Here is a 16,694-nt window from a genome sequence, read left to right as displayed (position 1 = left end):
ATCCACAACTCGGTGCTATCCCTTGCCTATCACGCTTCACCACCACGCAATCTCCACACCATGGACAACCGGAGAGGTGTTCGGGGAGACTGGCCCCGCGCTCCACCCGTTCACTGGTGTGCCTCCAGCTGGGAGTCTCATGACCGTTTCGCCCGGCGGGGTTCCGCACACCCCGGACACGGTGGTGTTCCGCATCCTCGGACCGTTACAGGTGACCGGCCCCTTCGGGCCGGTCAGGATTCCCCCGGGGCGGCAGGAGGTCATTCTGGCCGCCCTGCTGCTTGAGGCGAACAGGGTCGTCAGCACCGACTACCTGGTCGATCTGATCTGGGACGACGAGCCGCCCGACACGGCACGCACGCAGGTGCAGATCTGCGTGTCACGGCTGCGCAAGCTGTTCTCCACGGCGCGGATCGCCGCCGCCATCACGACCCGACCGCCGGGTTACGCCCTCAAGACGGAGGGCGAGCTCGTCGACGCGGCGATCTTCAGCCGCCGGGTCGCGGAAGCGCGCGCCCTGGGCAAGCGGGGAGAGCGGGCCGGCGCGGTGGAACTACTGCTCGCGGCGGCCGAGTTGTGGCAGGGCGACTGCCTGAGCGGGGTGTCGAGCGAGACGCTGCGCAGCAAGGCCCTCCAGCTGGACGAGGAGCGGTTGACGGCCGCCGAGACCCGGATCGATCTCGAACTCGACCTGGGTCGCCATCACCAACTCGTCGGTGAGATTCAGTTGTTCGTGCGGGTCCACCCACTGCGGGAGCGACTGCGCGGGCAGCTGATGCTGGCCCTGTACCGCTCGGGCCGTCAGGCCGAGGCACTGGAGAGCTACCGGGTCGGGCGGGAACTCCTCGTGGAGGAGCTCGGGCTGGAGCCCGGTGGCGAGCTGCGGCAGCTGGAGCGGGCCATCCTCTCGGGCGACGTCCCGCCGGTGCCCTTTCCCGGGGCGACTCCCGGGAAGGGGTCGGACCCGGACGGCTCCGGGGACGCCGGGCACGCCCGTGGCGGCTCGGGCGGCTCGGGCGGCTCGGAAGGGTCCCGGGGCCACGGCGCGTCGGGCGGGTCGCAGGGGGCGGGGAGCCACGACAGCCCGGTCGGACTGGTCGCACCGGAGGCCTCGGGGAGCTACGGCCGGGGCGGCGGCTCGGCGTCGTCGGGCGTACCGGGCGACTCGGCTGCTGCGGATCATGCGGGTGTCGGTGCGCGGGGTCCGGGCCGGGACGCGCCCGGCGGCGGCGCGCCGACGGCGGGGCCGGACGCGGGCCGGCCCGACGGTGGCGTCTCGCGGTTCCCGGCCCTGCCGGGCCGGGGCGGCGGGGCGGACGCCCTCGGCGGCGCCCTGGTCGGCGCGCTCCTCGCCGGTCCCACGGGCCCCGGCGGCGGTGGCCGGCCTCGGGCGGGCGGTGACGGGGCTCCGGACGGCGGAGCCCACGGCGGCGGTGCGGGGGCGTCCGCGGGGTGGCCCGGCTGGGGCGGCGCGGGCGCCGCCGCCCCGCCGGAGGGCCCGTCCGGATCGGGCCGCGAAGGCGGCGCCTTCCCCGGCGGCGCCCCCGCGTCCGGCGTGAACGCCCGCGCGGCGGCCTTCCCCGGCGCCGGCTCCCGACCGGAGGGCCGTGCCGGGTCGGCTGCGGAATCGGGCGCCCCGGGTGTCGGGGCGCCGAACGGACACTGGGGCGCCGGCGTCGTCGGAGCTCCCGGCGACGGGGTGGAGAGACCCGGCGGGGCGTACGGGGGCTCCGCGCAGGCGGGTCCGTACCGTGAGGAGACGCCCCGTCAGCTACCGGCCGACACCTCGGACTTCGTCGGCGACGAGGAACGGATCCAGAACATCGAGCGGGCCCTGCTCGGCGACGGCTCCCGGCGGGCGGTCGGACTGGCCGTGATCGTCGGCAAGCCGGGCACCGGCAAGTCCACCCTGGCCACGCACATCGCGCACCGGCTCGGCGATTCCGCCTTCCCCGGCGGCCAGTTGTACTGCGACCTGCGCGGCACCGGCACCCCGGCGACCTCCGGCGAGGTCCTGGGACGGTTCCTGCGCGCGCTCGGCATCCCGGGCCCCGTGATCCCCGAATCGCAGGACGAGCGCGCCGAGATGTACCGGACGCTGCTGGCTTCCCGCCGGGTCCTGGTGGTGCTCGACGACGCCGGGTCGGAGAGTCAGATCCGACCGCTGTTGCCGGGGAGCAACAGTTGCGCCGTCCTGGTGACCAGTCGGGTCCGGCTCACGGGCCTGCCCGGCGCGCACCGGGTGGAGCTCGACGTGATGAGCACCGGGCACGCCGTGGAGCTGCTGGTACGGGTGATCGGCGCGGAGCGGGTGGCCCGCGAGGGCGTCGCCGCCGAGGCGCTGATCCGGACCGTGGGCGGGCTGCCGCTCGCGCTGCGGATCGTCGCGGCGCGGCTGGCGGCGCGCCCGCACTGGACGCTGGCGTCGATGGTGCACCGTCTCGCCAACGAGCGGCACCGGCTCGACGAGTTGACCCACGGCGAGATGACGATGCGGGCCAGCCTCTCCCTCACGCACGACGGGCTCGCCTCGGAGGACCGCCGGCTGTTTCGACTGCTGAGCCTCGCGAAGGGCCCGACGCTGCCGGGTTGGCTGGCGGGGCCGCTGCTCGACGATCCCCGGCCCTTCGCCTCCGATCTGCTGGAGCCGCTGGTCGACGTACAGATGCTGGACGTCGTCGGGATGGAGTCCACGGGCGGGTTCCGCTACCGCTTCCACGAGATCATCCGGGTCTTCGCCCGGGAGCAATTGGCCGCGCACCACGATCCGACCGACCAGCGAGCGGCGACGGCTCGGATGCTCGGCGGTTGGATGTCGCTTGCCGAGCAGGCCCACCGGCGCATCTACGGAGGGGACTTCACCGTCCTGCACGGCAGCGCGCCGCGCTGGGAGCCGCCGCAGGGGTGCGTGGACGAGCTGTTGGTGGATCCCCTGGAGTGGCTCGACAGCGAGCACGCCAACCTGGTGCAGGCCGTGGAGCACGCCGCCGGGGAAGGCATGGACGAGCTGTGCTGGGACCTGGCGACGACCCTGGCCACCCTGTTCGAGGGGCGGGGCTACTTCGACGACTGGGAGCGTACGCACCAACTGGCTCTGGAATGCGCCCGGTCGGCCGGCAATACCCGGGGCACCGCGGCCCTGCTCAGCTCGCTCGGCGTGCTCCATCTCGGGCGCAGCCAGAACGAGGAGTCCCGGGCCGCCCTGACGCAGGCGCTCGGGCTGTTCGAGGAGTTGGGCGAGCGGCAGGGGTTGGCGCTGTGCCACCGCGACCTGGCGTTGCTGGAGCGGATGCGGGGCAACGAGGACCACGCGCTGACGCTGTACGACCGGGCGTTGCGGGATTTCGACCTGGCCGGTGACGTGGTGGGGCGGGCCATCGTCCTCACGCAGAGCGCGCACATCTGGATGCGGCGCGGGCAGACGTCGGTCGCGCAGAGCCGGCTCGACGAGGCACTCGGCATCTACCGTTCGGTGGGGTACACGGGCGGGCAGGCACGCACGCTGCGGCGCGCGGGGCAGTTGCTCCAGGGGCAGGGCGAACACGAGCGGGCGGTGACGACCTTCACCGAGGTGCTGGAACTGTGCCGGGACAGCGGGGACGTCATCGGCGAGGGGCACCTGCTGCGGGACCTGGGCCACGCGCACGCCGAGATGGGCCGGTGCGAGGCGGCCCGCGGGTTCTACGCGCAGGCGCTGTCGGTGCGGGAGCAGATCATGGACCAGGGCGGCGCCGCGCTGGTACGCCTCGACCTGGCACGGCTTCTGGTGGCGAACGGGGGCGCCGGGGAGCGGTCGCGGTCCCGGGAGCTGCTGGAGAGTGCGGTGCGGGCCTTCCGCGACCGGCGGATGGAGCCCGAACTGGCGGAGGCCGAGAAGATGTTGGGCGTGGCGCCGGCGGCGGGCGGCTCGGCGGCCGGGGCCGCTCCCGGCCCGATCGGGGTCGCTCCCGGGGCCTTGCCGGGCCTGCTCCCCTCGATACCGGGGCCGGCCGTGGCCGTGGTGCGCGCGCCGGCGGCGGGGTCCGCCGCCGGGGTCTGACCGTCCACCGGGTCCCGTGGGGGCCGGGGCCCGGTCCCGACGTGCCCGTGCGGGGCGTCGGGCGGGGTCGGGGTCAGTCCCACGGGTTGGTGTTGGTGGAGGCGCCGGCCGCCGGGGTGGCCTGCGGGCCGGCGCCGAGGGTGGTGGCGGCGCTCGCACCGTCGGCGTGGGCGACCTGGGCGCCGAGGACGGCCGTTCCAGCGAGGGCGACGGTGACGAAGGCGGCGCGCAGGGCGTGGGAGACGGTCATGTCGGGTCCTTTCGTCGGTGCGCTCCGGGGGCTTCCGGGGCGCTTCCTTCTTTCTGGACACCAACGTAGGAACGGCCGGAATCCCCGGACCGGCCGTGCTCCTATCGCCGCGCTATCACGGGCCGCTCGTGACTGCCCGGAATGCCGATAGGGCCGGCGGGGCGGGCGCTGTTCGTGGGGTGATGCCAACGCGATAGCGCCCTACTGAGGATGGGGAACAGGAACCGGGCCGTCACCCCTGGCCCCGTCGTTCTCCCTCACCGTCCCCGGGAGCGCCCATGAACACCCGTACCAACACGGACACGAGCACGGACCGGCACCACGGCACCCCTGCGGCGCCCCCGCAGGAGACCTCCCGGGTGGGAGCCCTGATACGGGCCCACAGGCTGCGGATCGGGCTCACCCAGCGGGAGTTGGCCGACCTCTCGACGATCAGCGTGCGGGCCATCCGCGACCTGGAGCAGGGCAAGGCCAGACGGCCCCGCCCCGACACCGTGCGGCTGATGGCCGACGCCCTGCGGCTGGGGCAGCGGGCGCGGACCGCGCTGGAGACCGCCGCCCAGCAGGGCCGGGCCGGCGGAATGTGCTGGGCGCAGCCCCCGGCGCCGCCGACCGCGCTGCACGCGATGCCGGGTCGGGATGCCGAAACGGGCGTACTGGTGCGGGAGTTGACATCGGGTGCCGAACGGCTGGTGCACCTGGTGGGGCTCGGTGGGGTGGGCAAGACGCGGGTGGCCCTGGAGGTCGCCGAGCGGGTGCACGGCGCCGGGATGCCGGTGCTCTGGTACGGCTTCCCGGGTGCGTCGGCCGACTATCTGGCGCACGGCGAGGGGGACATGGCGGACCGGATGGCGGGTGCCGTGGCGGAGCTGTGCGGCATGCCGGCGACGGGCGGCGGGTTCGCGGTGGGGCCGGACGGGCCGGTGCTCGCGGGGGTCGGCGCGGCCGGATTCGGCGTGGCGGCGCTGGCCGAACTGGTGGGTGAGCAGAAGGTGTTGTTGGTTCTGGACGGGGCTCCCGCGACCCCGGCGCGGTACGACGGGCTGACCGGGCTGCTGCGGGCCTGCCCGGGGCTGCGCCTGTTGATCACCTCGGAGCAGCCGTGGGAGGTGCCGGGCGAGCGGATCTTCCTGCTGGCTCCGCTGGAGGTGCCGGCCGAGGGTGCGGTGGATGCCGGGTCCCCCGCGGTGCGGGTGTTCCTGGACCACGTACGGCGCGTGCGGCCGGAGTTCGCTCCGGGGCCGGTCGACGGGGAGCTGGTGGCCCGGCTGTGCCGCCGGCTCGACGGGCATCCGGGGGCCCTCGCCTCGGCGGCGTCCTGGCTGGTGGTGTGCGACCTGGCGACCCTCTGCCGGAGCCTGGACTCCGATCCGGTGGCGCTCCTCGACCACCTCGGGGGAGGTGCGGGCGCGGACCGCTTCCGGGTGGCCCTGAGCAACCGGTTGGGTCGGCTGTCGGCGGGGGCCCGTGAGCTGCTCGACGTCCTGTGCGCGCAGGTCCACGAGGTCGGGGCGGGCCGCGACGGCGCCGAGTTCGACCTGACCGGCATCACCGTGCTGACCGGCCGCAGCCTGCCGGAGTCGGGCCGAATGCTGCGGGAACTGCTCGTCGCCGGTGTCGTACGGGCCGCGCACGAGAGCGGCGGCTCACGCTTCAGGGTGCTGGGCCTGGTCCGGGCCGCGGTCCGCGAGCGCTCCGTGGCGGCGACCGCGCCCACGCCCTGGGCGGTCTCGTGAGGGAGCCCCGGGCCGCCACCCGGCGCGCCGTCGGCGGCGGTCCGCGGGAGCGGACCGCGCGGAGCCCGCACCCCCCTGCCCCTCACGGAACTCCGGCGGCCAACCGGGCCTCCTGCACATCGAGTTGATCGCGCCCGATGGCACGCGTCCCGCCGTCCCGAAGGACCGTGCCCGCCGTTCGTCCTGCCGCCCAACTGCTGCCGGAGTGCCGGAGCAACTGCCGCCCGTGGGGCGGACCGCCGGTTGGATGACGTAGGGCCGGACCACCGCCATCGGGCGGCCGGCTCCCCACCCCCGCCACCCCCTCGCGAGGAGCATCCGCATGTCCCCCACCGCGTCCGAACGCAGCAGCGCGCACGGGCCGGCCGCTGTGCGGCTGCCCCTGTCGGCGGCGCAGCGCGACATCTGGATGGCCCACGGGCTCGACGCCTCGGGCTGCCGCTACAACATCGGGGAGTACCGGGAGCTGGTCGGGCCGCTGGACACGGACCTGCTGGCCCGCGCCTGGCAGCAGCTCGCCCGGGAGGCGGACGTCCTGCGCGTCCGGGGTACCGGATCCGACGAGGACGGCGGCCTGTGGCAGCTCCTGCACGCGGAACCGGCGGGCCGCCGGCTGGAGTTCCACGACTTCGGGGGCGCCGCGGACCCCGTGGGGGCGGCCGGAGCGTGGATGGCCGAGGAGCTGGCCCGCCCCTTCGACCTGGCCGGTGACTGGCTGACCCGGCACGCCCTGCTCCGGGCGGGCACCACCGGGGGCGGTGAGCAGCGGTGGTTCTACTTCCACGCCTTCCACCACCTGGTGGTCGACGGCATGGGTGTGGCGCTGCTGGACCGGCGGCTGGTCGAGCTCTACGAGCGGGGGGCCGCGGGTGAGCCCTGGGGGCCGACCCCGTTCGGGACGCTCGCCGACGTGCTGGAGGAGGACGCGGCGCATCGGGCGTCGCCGGAGGCGGCGGCGGACCGGGCCCACTGGGCGGGGCACCTCGCGGAGCTGCCGCAGACCCCGCGCCTCGGGGAGGGCCGCTCGGGCCGTACGGCGCCGGGTGCGCTGCCCTTCGTACGGCGGACCGTGCTGCTGTCGCCGGACCGGGCGGAGCGGCTGCGGCAGGTGGCCCGGGCGCACCGGGCGCCGTGGACGATGCTGGTGATCGCGCTGGTCGGGGCGTACGTGCACCGGGTTTCCGGGAGTGCGGAGCCGGTGCTGGGGCTGCCGGTGACCGGTCGGCGCACGGATCTGGCGCGCCGCACGCCGGCGATGCTGTCGAACGTCATCCCGTTGCGGGTGCCCGTGCGGGCGCAGGGTTCGACGGGCGAGTTGCTGGCGACGGTGGTCTCCGAGGCACGGCAGGGGCTGGCGCGTCAGCGCACCCGGTACGAGGACATGTGCCGCGATCTGGGGCTCGGCAAGACGGACAGGCGGATCACGGCGCCGCTGGTGAACATCATGGCGTTCACCCCGGGGATGCGGTTCTGCGGTCTGCCGACGACTCAGCACAACATGAGCAACGGCCCGGTCGAGGACCTCGCGGTGGGGGTGTACGACCTCGGGCCGGAGGGCGGGCTGCGGATCGACTTCGACGCGGCGCCCGAGGTGTGCGACCTGGAGGCGGTGGCGGGGCACCAGGACCGTTTCCTGCGGTTCGTGGAGTCGGTGCTCGCCCAGCCCGATCGCCCGCTCGTGGAGCTGGAGTTGCTGGGTGCGGTGGAGCGGCGTCAGGTGTTGGAGGAGTGGACCGGGATCCGGGTGGAGACCGGCCGGGCCACCCTCGTCGACCGTTTCGAGGAGCAGGCCCGACTGCGGCCCACCGCCCGCGCGGTCGTGTTCGGCGGGCAGGAACTCTCCTACGCGGAACTCGACACCCGCGCCAACCGGCTCGCCCACCACCTCATCGCCCAGGGCCTGGGCCGCGGCGACCTCGCCGGAATCCTCCTCGACCGCGGCACCGACCTCGCCGTCACCCTGCTCGCCGTCACCAAGACCGGCGCCGGCTACGCACTCCTCGACCCCGAATTCCCCGACGAACGCCTCACCCGCACCGCCCTCGACGCCCGCGTCGCCGCCCTCGTCACCGACACCCACCACCACACGCGCCTCACCGGCCCCTGGCGGGTGGTGCGGGTGGATGCGGAGGCGGCGGTGATCGCGGCGGCGGGGGGCGGGAATCCCGGGGTGGAGTTGTCGTGGGAGGACGTGGCGTGCGTGATGTTCACGTCGGGGTCGACGGGCCGGCCGAAGGGGATCCTGTCCTCGCACCGCAACCTGGTCTCCACCCTCACCGCGCAGACCTACGCGAGCTTCGGCCCCGACGAAACCTTCCTCCAGTGCTCGCCCGTCTCCTGGGACGCCTTCAGCCTCGAATTCTGGGGAGCACTGCTCCACGGCGGAAGCACCGTTCTCCAACCGGGCCAACGCCCCGAGCCGGCGGTGCTTTCGGAGCTGGCGCAGAAGCACGGCGTGACGATGCTCCAGCTGTCGTCGAGCCTGTTCAACTACCTCACCGACGAGCACCCGGAGACCTTCACCTCCACCCGCATCGTCTACACCGGCGGTGAGCCCGCCTCCCCCGCCCACGTCCACCGCCTGCAACAGCTCCACCCGCACCTGACCATCACCAACGGCTACGGCCCCGCCGAATCCATGGGCTTCACCACCACCCACACCATCGAACCCACCCCCGACGTCCAAGGCCCCCTGTCCATCGGACGCCCGCTCACCAACAAGCACGCCTACGTGCTGGACGCCAGGCTGCGGCCCTCGCCGCCCGGTACGACCGGCGAGCTGTACCTGGCCGGCGACGGCATCGCCCACGGCTACCTCGCCCAACCCACCACCACCGCCACCCACTTCGTACCCAACCCCTACGGACCCCCCGGCAGCCGCCTCTACCGCACCGGCGACCAGGCCCACTGGGACACCCACGGCAACCTCCACTACACCGGCCGCACCGACACCCAGATCAAGATCCGCGGCTTCCGCATCGAACCCACCGAAATCGAAACCACCCTCACCACCCACCCGCGGATCACCCAGGCCACCCTGGTCCACTCGGACGGGCAGCTGACCGCGTACGTGACGGCGGCCCCGGGGAGCCCCGCGACCGCAAGCGCCCCGGCGCCGGACGGCCTGCGGGCCTGGCTGCGCGAACGGCTGCCGGAGCACATGGTCCCGGCCCGGTTCGTCGTACTGGACCGGCTGCCGCTGACCCCCAACGGGAAGATCGACAAGGCCGCCCTGCCGGAGGTCGGGCCCGCCCCGACCGAGGGGGGTCGGCAGCCGCGGAACGAGGCCGAGGAACTGGTGCGGAGCCTGGTGGCCGAGGTCCTGGGGGTCCGCACCCCGCTGTCCATGGACGACGACTTCTTCGAGCTCGGCGGCCACTCCCTGCTCGCCGCCCGCCTCACCCACCGCCTCGGTACCGCCCTCGGCGTCACCCTCACCCTCCGCGACGTCTTCCAGCACCCCACCCCCGCCGCCCTGACCCGGCGGATCGAGGCCGTCTCGACCCGACCCGCACTGCCCCCGCTCGCTCCCCACGGTCCGCGCCCCGAACGGCTGCCGCTGTCGTTCGCCCAGCAACGGCTCTGGCTGGTCGACGGGTTGGCCGGGGACGAGGGGAGGAGCGCCGCCTACAACGTCCCGATGGCGGTCCGCCTGGAGGGCGAGCCGGACGTCACCGCGCTGCGCGCCGCCTTCGAGGACCTCGCCGCCCGCCATGAGCCGCTGCGCACCCGCTTCGCCACCGCGGACGGGGCCCCGTACCAGGTCATCGATCCGAGCCCCGTCCATTCCTTCACCTCCCGCTCCGTCGCCGCCGACGCGCTCGACGCCGAACTCCTGGCCGAGGCCCGGTACTCCTTCGACCTGGCCACCGAACACCCCTTGCGGGTCAGCCTGTTGTGCGACGGTCCCGGGCAGTACACGCTGCTGGTCCTGCTGCACCACATCGCCACCGACGGCCGGTCCCTGCTCCCCCTGTTCGAGGACCTGTCCCTGGCCTACGCCGCACGCCGGGACGGGCGCGCGCCCGACTGGGCGCCGCTGCCGGCCGGGTACGCCGACTTCGCGCTCTGGCAGCGCACGGCCCTGACCGGCCCAGGCGCGGGAACCGGCCCGGGCGCGGGCCCGGCCGACGGCGCGGGCAACGGCGGGCCGGTTCTGGACGCCCAGCTCGCCCACTGGAGGACGGCGCTGGCCGGGCTCCCCGAGGAGCTGGGGCTGCTCCACGACCGGCCGCGTCCGCCGGTGGCCGGACAGCGCGGCGGGGTCGTGCGGGTGGACTTCGGCGCCGAGCTGTACCGGGGGGTCGTGGAGCTGGCGCGGGCCGAGCGGTGCACGCCGTTCATGGTGGTGCAGGCGGCCCTGGCGGCGACGCTGACCCGACTCGGGGCCGGTACGGACGTCCCGCTCGGGGCTCCGGTAGCGGGCCGCCCGTACGAGTCGCTGGACCCGCTGGTCGGGTTCTTCGTCAACACCCTGGTGCTACGGACCGACACCTCCGGGAACCCGGCGTTCCGTGAGCTGCTGGCCCGGGTGCGGGCCGCGGACCTGGATGCCTTCGCCCATCAGGAGGCGCCGTTCGACCTGGTCCTGGAGGCGGTCAATCCGGCGCGCTCGGCGGCCCGGCATCCCTTGTTCCAGGTGTGCCTGGCCGTGGAGTCCGGCCCCCGCCCCGCCCCCGACTTCCCCGGTCTGCGGGCCGGGCCGGCCGAGCCGCTGGCGACGGGGGCGGTCAAGTTCGACCTGGAGTTCCTGCTGCACGCCGAGGACGCGTCGGGGCTGACGGGCGCGGTGCTCTACAGCCGCGACCTGTACGAACACGCCACGGTGGAGCGGATGGCGGGCATGCTGCGGCGCACCCTGGAGCAGGTGGCCCGGGAGCCGCGGGTGCTGCTGTCGGAACTGGAGTTGCTGGACGCGGCGGAGCGGCGTCGGGTGCTGGTGGAGTGGAGCGGGGTCCGCGCCGGACGCCGGGACACCGGGGCGGCCCCGGAAACGGGGAGCGCTGGGGCGACCGCGCAGCCGGCGACCCTCGTCGACCGTTTCGAGGAGCAGGCCCGACTGCGGCCCACCGCCCGCGCGGTCGTGTTCGGCGGGCAGGAACTCTCCTACGCGGAACTCGACACCCGCGCCAACCGGCTCGCCCACCACCTCATCGCCCAGGGCCTGGGCCGCGGCGACCTCGCCGGAATCCTCCTCGACCGCGGCACCGACCTCGCCGTCACCCTGCTCGCCGTCACCAAGACCGGCGCCGGCTACGCACTCCTCGACCCCGAATTCCCCGACGAACGCCTCACCCGCACCGCCCTCGACGCCCGCGTCGCCGCCCTCGTCACCGACACCCACCACCACACGCGCCTCACCGGCCCCTGGCGGGTGACGACCCTGGATGCCGACGCGGAAGCGATCGCCGGCCTGCCTGCGGGCGCTCCGGGGGTCGCCCTGAACAGGGACGACGTGGCGTGCGTGATGTTCACGTCGGGGTCGACGGGCCGACCGAAGGGGATCCTGTCCTCGCACCGCAACCTGGTCTCCACCCTCACCGCGCAGACCTACGCGAGCTTCGGCCCCGACGAAACCTTCCTCCAGTGCTCGCCCGTCTCCTGGGACGCCTTCAGCCTCGAATTCTGGGGAGCACTGCTCCACGGCGGAAGCACCGTTCTCCAACCGGGCCAACGCCCCGACCCCGCCGTGATCGCGGCCCTCGCCCAGCAGCACCGCGTCACGATGCTCCAGCTGTCCTCCAGCCTCTTCAACTACCTCACCGACGAGCACCCGGAGACCTTCACCACCATCCGCACCGTCTACACCGGCGGCGAACCCGCCTCCCCCGCCCACGTCCACCGCCTGCAACAGCTCCACCCGCGCCTGACCATCACCAACGGCTACGGCCCCGCCGAATCCATGGGCTTCACCACCACCCACACCATCGAACCCACCCCCGACGTCCAAGGCCCCCTGTCCATCGGACGCCCGCTCACCAACAAGCACGCCTACGTGCTCGACGGGCACCTCAACCCCGTTCCCGCCGGCACCACCGGCGAGCTGTACCTGGCCGGCGACGGCATCGCCCACGGCTACCTCGCCCAACCCACCACCACCGCCACCCACTTCGTACCCAACCCCTACGGACCCCCCGGCAGCCGCCTCTACCGCACCGGCGACCAGGCCCACTGGGACACCCACGGCAACCTCCACTACACCGGCCGCACCGACACCCAGATCAAGATCCGCGGCTTCCGCATCGAACCCACCGAAATCGAAACCACCCTCACCACCCACCCGCGGATCACCCAGGCCACCCTCGCCACGCACCCCGACCACCACAACACTCCGCAGTTGACCGCCTACCTGGTCACCACCGAGCCCGCCCCGGCTCCGCAGGACGTCCGCCTCTGGCTGCGGACCCTGCTGCCCGACCACATGGTTCCGGCGTTCGTGGTCCTGCTGGACCGGCTGCCGCTGACCCCCAACGGCAAGATCGACAGGAGCGCCCTGCCGTCGCCCCGTACGGAGACCACGCCCGGCGGCCGGGAACCGCGCACCTCCCTGGAGGAGACGGTGCGCAACTCCTTCAGCGAGGCGCTGGGCACGCCGTCGCCCCTGTCGATCGACGACGACTTCTTCGACCACGGCGGCCACTCGCTGCTCGCCGCCCGCCTCACCCACCGCCTCGGTACCGCCCTCGGCGTCACCCTCACCCTCCGCGACGTCTTCCAGCACCCCACCCCCGCCGCCCTCGCCCAACACATCGGGACGCGGCTGCTGACCGCCCCTCCCGCACCCCGGCGCGCCAGGCCGGCCCTGCGCCGCCGCACCCCCGACCAGGAACGGAGTTCCTCATGAGCCACGACCAGCAGTCGGACTTCCAGCCCGCCCCCGACGACGTCGTCTGGGACCTGCCGGGCGAAGGCCCGCAACGCACCGCGCTGTTGGTGCTGCCCCACGCCGGCGGCAACGCCCACGCGTACGCGCAGTGGCGCGACCACCTCCCGCCGGACGTCCGGCTCCTCATCGGCCAGTACCCGGGCCGTGGCGCCCGCTTCGCCGAGGACCTGCCCCGGGACATCGGGGACCTGGCCGGACCGGTGGTGGCGGCCCTGCCGCCCGGGGTCGCCGACGACCTGGTGGTGCTGGGGCACAGCATGGGTTCGCTCGTCGCGTTCGAGGTCGTACGCAGCCTCCAGGCGGCGGGCCGTACGCCGCGGGCCCTGGTCGTATCGGCCTGCCGGGCTCCGTTCCTGGCCAACCCGTGCGCCGTCCACCCCGAACTGCTGGACGACGACGCCCTGGTGGCCGCGATCAAGGAGCGCGGCGGTACCGACGACGGCATTCTCGACGAGCCGGAGCTCCGCGAGATCATCCTGCCCTCGATCCGGGCGGACTTCGCCATCGACGACGTCTACCGGTGCGAGGAGTCCGCGGCCCGCGTGGAGTGCCCGGTGACGGTGATCGGCGGCGACGCCGACCCGGTCGCCCCCGCCGCCTCCCTGGACCGCTGGGCACGCATCACCGACCGCGGGTTCTCCTCGCACGTGCTGCCGGGCGGCCACTTCTACTTCCAGGAGCGGCTCCCCGAATTCTTCGCGGTGCTGGCCCCGGTGGTCGCCGGACACGCCCCGGCCGCCGCCTGACCCGGTCCGGCCGGGCTCCCCCTCACCCTTCCGCATTCCTCGGCATTCCTCCGCATCCCAAGGGACGACCCATGACCATCACGCACACCGAAGCGTCAACGGCCCCCACCACTGCCGTGGCCACCGGTACCGACACCGGCATCGACCCGGTCCGTGAGCCCGGCAAGCCCGTCGTCGTGCACACCCCGGCCGGCCTCGGCCTCGCCGCCTCCGTCGCGTGGCTGACCGAGCACCGTGCCGCGATCCAGGCCGAGTTGCTGCGCAGCGGCGCAGTCCTGCTGCGCGGGCTGCCCGTCGAGGACGCGGCCTCCTTCGCCGCCGCCCGGGACGCCCTGATCGAACGGCGCGCCGGCTACAAGGAGAAGGCCACCCCGCGCACCGACTTCGGCGAGGGCGTGTTCTCCTCCACCGACCTGCCCGCCGTGCAGCCGATCCGGCTGCACAACGAGAACAGCTACACCCTGGACTTCCCCGGCGTACTGCTGTTCGGCTGCGTGACCGCTCCCGAGGAGGGCGGCGCCACCACCGTCGGCGACATGCGCGAGGCCCTGCGGCTGCTGCCGCCGGAGTTGGTCCGGCGGTTCGAGCGGGCCGGCTGGCTCCTCGTACGGAACTACTCGGAACTGGCCGGGCTGCCCTGGTACAAGACCTTCGCGACCGAGGACAAGGCGGTGGCGCAGGCGTACTGCGAGGAGAACACGATCGGCTACGAGTGGACCGACGAGGGCGACTCGATGATCACCCGGCAGCGCCGTTCGGCGATCGTCACCCACCCGGTGACGGGCGAGCGGACCTGGTTCAACCACTTCGCCTTCTGGAACAGCCGCACCCTCGACCCCGACGTCCGCGAGGTGCTCCTCGACACGTACGGGGAGGACGGACTGCCGTTCAACACCTACCTGGGTGACGGCTCCCGGCTCACCGACGCCGAGGTCGACGCGGTCAACGCCGTCTACGACCGGGTGACCGTACGGGAGACCTGGCAGACGGGCGACCTGATGATCGTCGACAACATCCTGTGCGCGCACGGCCGCGAGGCCTACCGGGGCGACCGGAAGATCCTCGTCGCGATGGGCGAGCCGGTCGCGCTGGCCGACTGCGCGCCCGCCACCCAGCCCTCCACCACCGTCCACACCGGGGAGTGATCGTCGTGACCGCCGTACTTCCCGAGCGTTCCCGCACCCGCGCGGCCACCGGATCCGTACCGGACCTGCTGGAGCGGCTCGCCCAGGCCCCCGCCGGCCGGACCGCCGTCGTCGCCGGCGGGGAGGAGCTGACCTTCGGCGCGCTGCGCGCGCGGGCGATGCGGTTCGCCGACCGGCTGACCGCGCGGGGCATCGGCCCCGAGAGCGTGGTCGCGCTGTGCCTACCGCGCGGCGCGGACCTCGTGGTCGCGCTGATCGGCACCCTGACCGCGGGGGCCGCGTACCTGCCCGTGGATCCGAAGTTGCCTGCCGAGCGGCGGAGTTACCTCGTCGAGGACGCGCGCGCCGACCTGGTCGTCACGACCGGGGAGGGCGACGGGCCGGCGGGGGGCGTGCCGCACCTGCCGGTGGCCGAGCTGTCGGCCCCCGCGCCGGAGCGGCCGTACGCCCCGGTCGGCGTCGGCGCCGACACCCTCGCGTACGTCATCTACACCTCCGGCTCGACCGGCCGCCCCAAGGGCGTCGAGATCGGTCGGGCGGCCGTGTCCGCGTTGCTGGCCGAGCTGGAGGAGGCGGACATCGCGGTGACGGACGGCGGCCGGGTCGGCTGGAACGCCTCGCCGTCCTTCGACGCCTCCGTCCAGCAGTGGGTGCGGCTGTGCCGGGGCGACACCCTGGTGATGATCGACGAGGAGACCCGCGCGGACCCGGCGCTGCTGGCCCGCTTCGTGGACGAACAGGCCCTGACCGACCTCGACATCACCCCCTCGCACGCCGATCCGCTGCTGGACCTGATCAGCGCGGACGGCGGGCCGCGCCCGCTGACCCTGCTGGTCGGCGGGGAGGCCGTCAGCCCGGCGCTGTGGCGGCGCCTGGGCGCCCTGGGCGCGCGCGGGGTGCTGCGTACGGTCAACCTGTACGGGCCGACCGAGTGCACGGTGGACGCCACCGCCGGGTGGATCGGAGCCGACGCCGAGCCGCACATCGGCCGGGTGCTGCCGGGGCTGCGGATGCGGGTCCTGGACGCGGCGCTGAACCCGGTGCCGGAGGGCGGCAGCGGCGAGCTGTACCTGGCGGGGCCGCGCGTGGCCCGCGGCTACCGGGGGCGGCCGGCGCTGACGGCGGAACGGTTCGTCCCGGACCGGGCGACGGGCTCCGGCGACGACGCGGTCGGGACCGCGGTCTGGACCGCGGTCGGGGACGGCGGCGCTGCGCACGGGGACCCCGGTGCGCGCATGTACCGCACGGGCGACCTGGTCCGGGTGCTGCCCGGGGGCCGGCTGGCCTACCTCGGTCGCGCCGACGGGCAGATCAAGCTGCGCGGCCACCGGATCGAGCTCCGGGAGGTCGAGGCGGCGGTGACCGCGACGCCCGGGGTCGCCGAGGCGGTCGTCGTACTGCACCCGGAGGTGCACGGGGCCCCGGGCCTGGTGGCCTATCACCGGAGCACCGGGCCGGCCGTCGCCGAGGGGGACCTGCGGGCCCACCTGGGGTCGGTCCTGCCCGCCTACATGGTTCCGGCGGTGTTCGTGGCCCTGGACCAGTTCCCGACCACCGTCAACGGCAAGGTCGACCGGGCGGCGCTGCCCGCCCCGGTCACCGCCGCGCCCGTCCCCCCGACCGGGCCGGCCGACGACGGGCTGAGCGCCTCGCAGCAGCTGATCGCGAAGGTCTGGGCCACCGTGCTCGGCGCCCCGCGCATCGGTCCCGACGACAACTTCTTCAAGCTCGGGGGCCATTCGCTGCTCGCGATCAAGCTGGTCTCACGGGTCCGCGCCGAACTCGGCGTCGCCCTGCCCGTGAAGGCCGTCTACGCCAACCCGCGCCTGCGGGACCTGGCCGCCCACATCGACACGCTCGTGGCGGCCACCGCGGGCCAGGACCGTTGAGGA

7 protein-coding genes are annotated in these 16,694 nt (G+C 74.3%); 6 read left to right on the top strand and 1 reads right to left on the bottom strand.

Annotated elements, in window-relative coordinates:
• Window positions 1–139 precede the first annotated feature (139 nt).
• Window positions 140–4,039, top strand: a complete 3,900-nt coding sequence (locus ACFY0I_RS33720; protein ID WP_388902910.1) for a BTAD domain-containing putative transcriptional regulator — start codon at window positions 140–142, stop codon at window positions 4,037–4,039.
• A gap of 73 nt (window positions 4,040–4,112) precedes the next feature.
• On the opposite strand, the gene ACFY0I_RS33715 is transcribed toward ACFY0I_RS33720, so the two are convergent.
• A complete protein-coding gene (locus tag ACFY0I_RS33715; RefSeq protein WP_388902908.1) occupies window positions 4,113–4,289 on the bottom strand; it encodes a hypothetical protein in 177 nt (58 codons plus the stop codon).
• A 278-nt stretch (window positions 4,290–4,567) separates the two neighbouring features.
• Between ACFY0I_RS33715 and ACFY0I_RS33710 the strand changes: the two genes are divergently transcribed.
• The 5 genes from ACFY0I_RS33710 (at window position 4,568) to ACFY0I_RS33690 (ending at window position 16,691) form a co-directional block, all read left to right on the top strand.
• Window positions 4,568–6,025 (top strand): helix-turn-helix domain-containing protein, encoded by a 1,458-nt coding sequence (locus ACFY0I_RS33710; protein WP_388902906.1) that lies wholly within the window; start codon window positions 4,568–4,570, stop codon window positions 6,023–6,025.
• 322 nt (window positions 6,026–6,347) lie between these two features.
• Window positions 6,348–12,869: an amino acid adenylation domain-containing protein gene (locus ACFY0I_RS33705; RefSeq protein ID WP_388902904.1), complete on the top strand. Its 6,522-nt coding sequence runs from the start codon at window positions 6,348–6,350 to the stop codon at window positions 12,867–12,869.
• A complete protein-coding gene (locus ACFY0I_RS33700; protein WP_388902902.1) occupies window positions 12,866–13,657 on the top strand; it encodes a thioesterase II family protein in 792 nt (263 codons plus the stop codon). The genes ACFY0I_RS33705 and ACFY0I_RS33700 overlap by 4 nt, the downstream gene beginning before the upstream one ends.
• Window positions 13,658–13,728: 71 nt before the next feature.
• Window positions 13,729–14,802, top strand: coding sequence for a TauD/TfdA family dioxygenase (locus ACFY0I_RS33695; protein WP_388902900.1), 1,074 nt, complete (start codon window positions 13,729–13,731; stop codon window positions 14,800–14,802).
• Window positions 14,803–14,807: 5 nt separating this feature from the next.
• Entirely contained in the window at window positions 14,808–16,691 is a 1,884-nt protein-coding gene (locus tag ACFY0I_RS33690; protein ID WP_388902897.1) for an amino acid adenylation domain-containing protein, read from the top strand.
• Window positions 16,692–16,694 lie beyond the last annotated feature (3 nt).

Origin of the sequence: Streptomyces sp. NPDC001568, assembly GCF_042893755.1 — a bacterium.
Lineage (GTDB): Bacteria > Actinomycetota > Actinomycetes > Streptomycetales > Streptomycetaceae > Streptomyces.
This window is presented reverse-complemented; position numbering and strand designations above follow the sequence as displayed.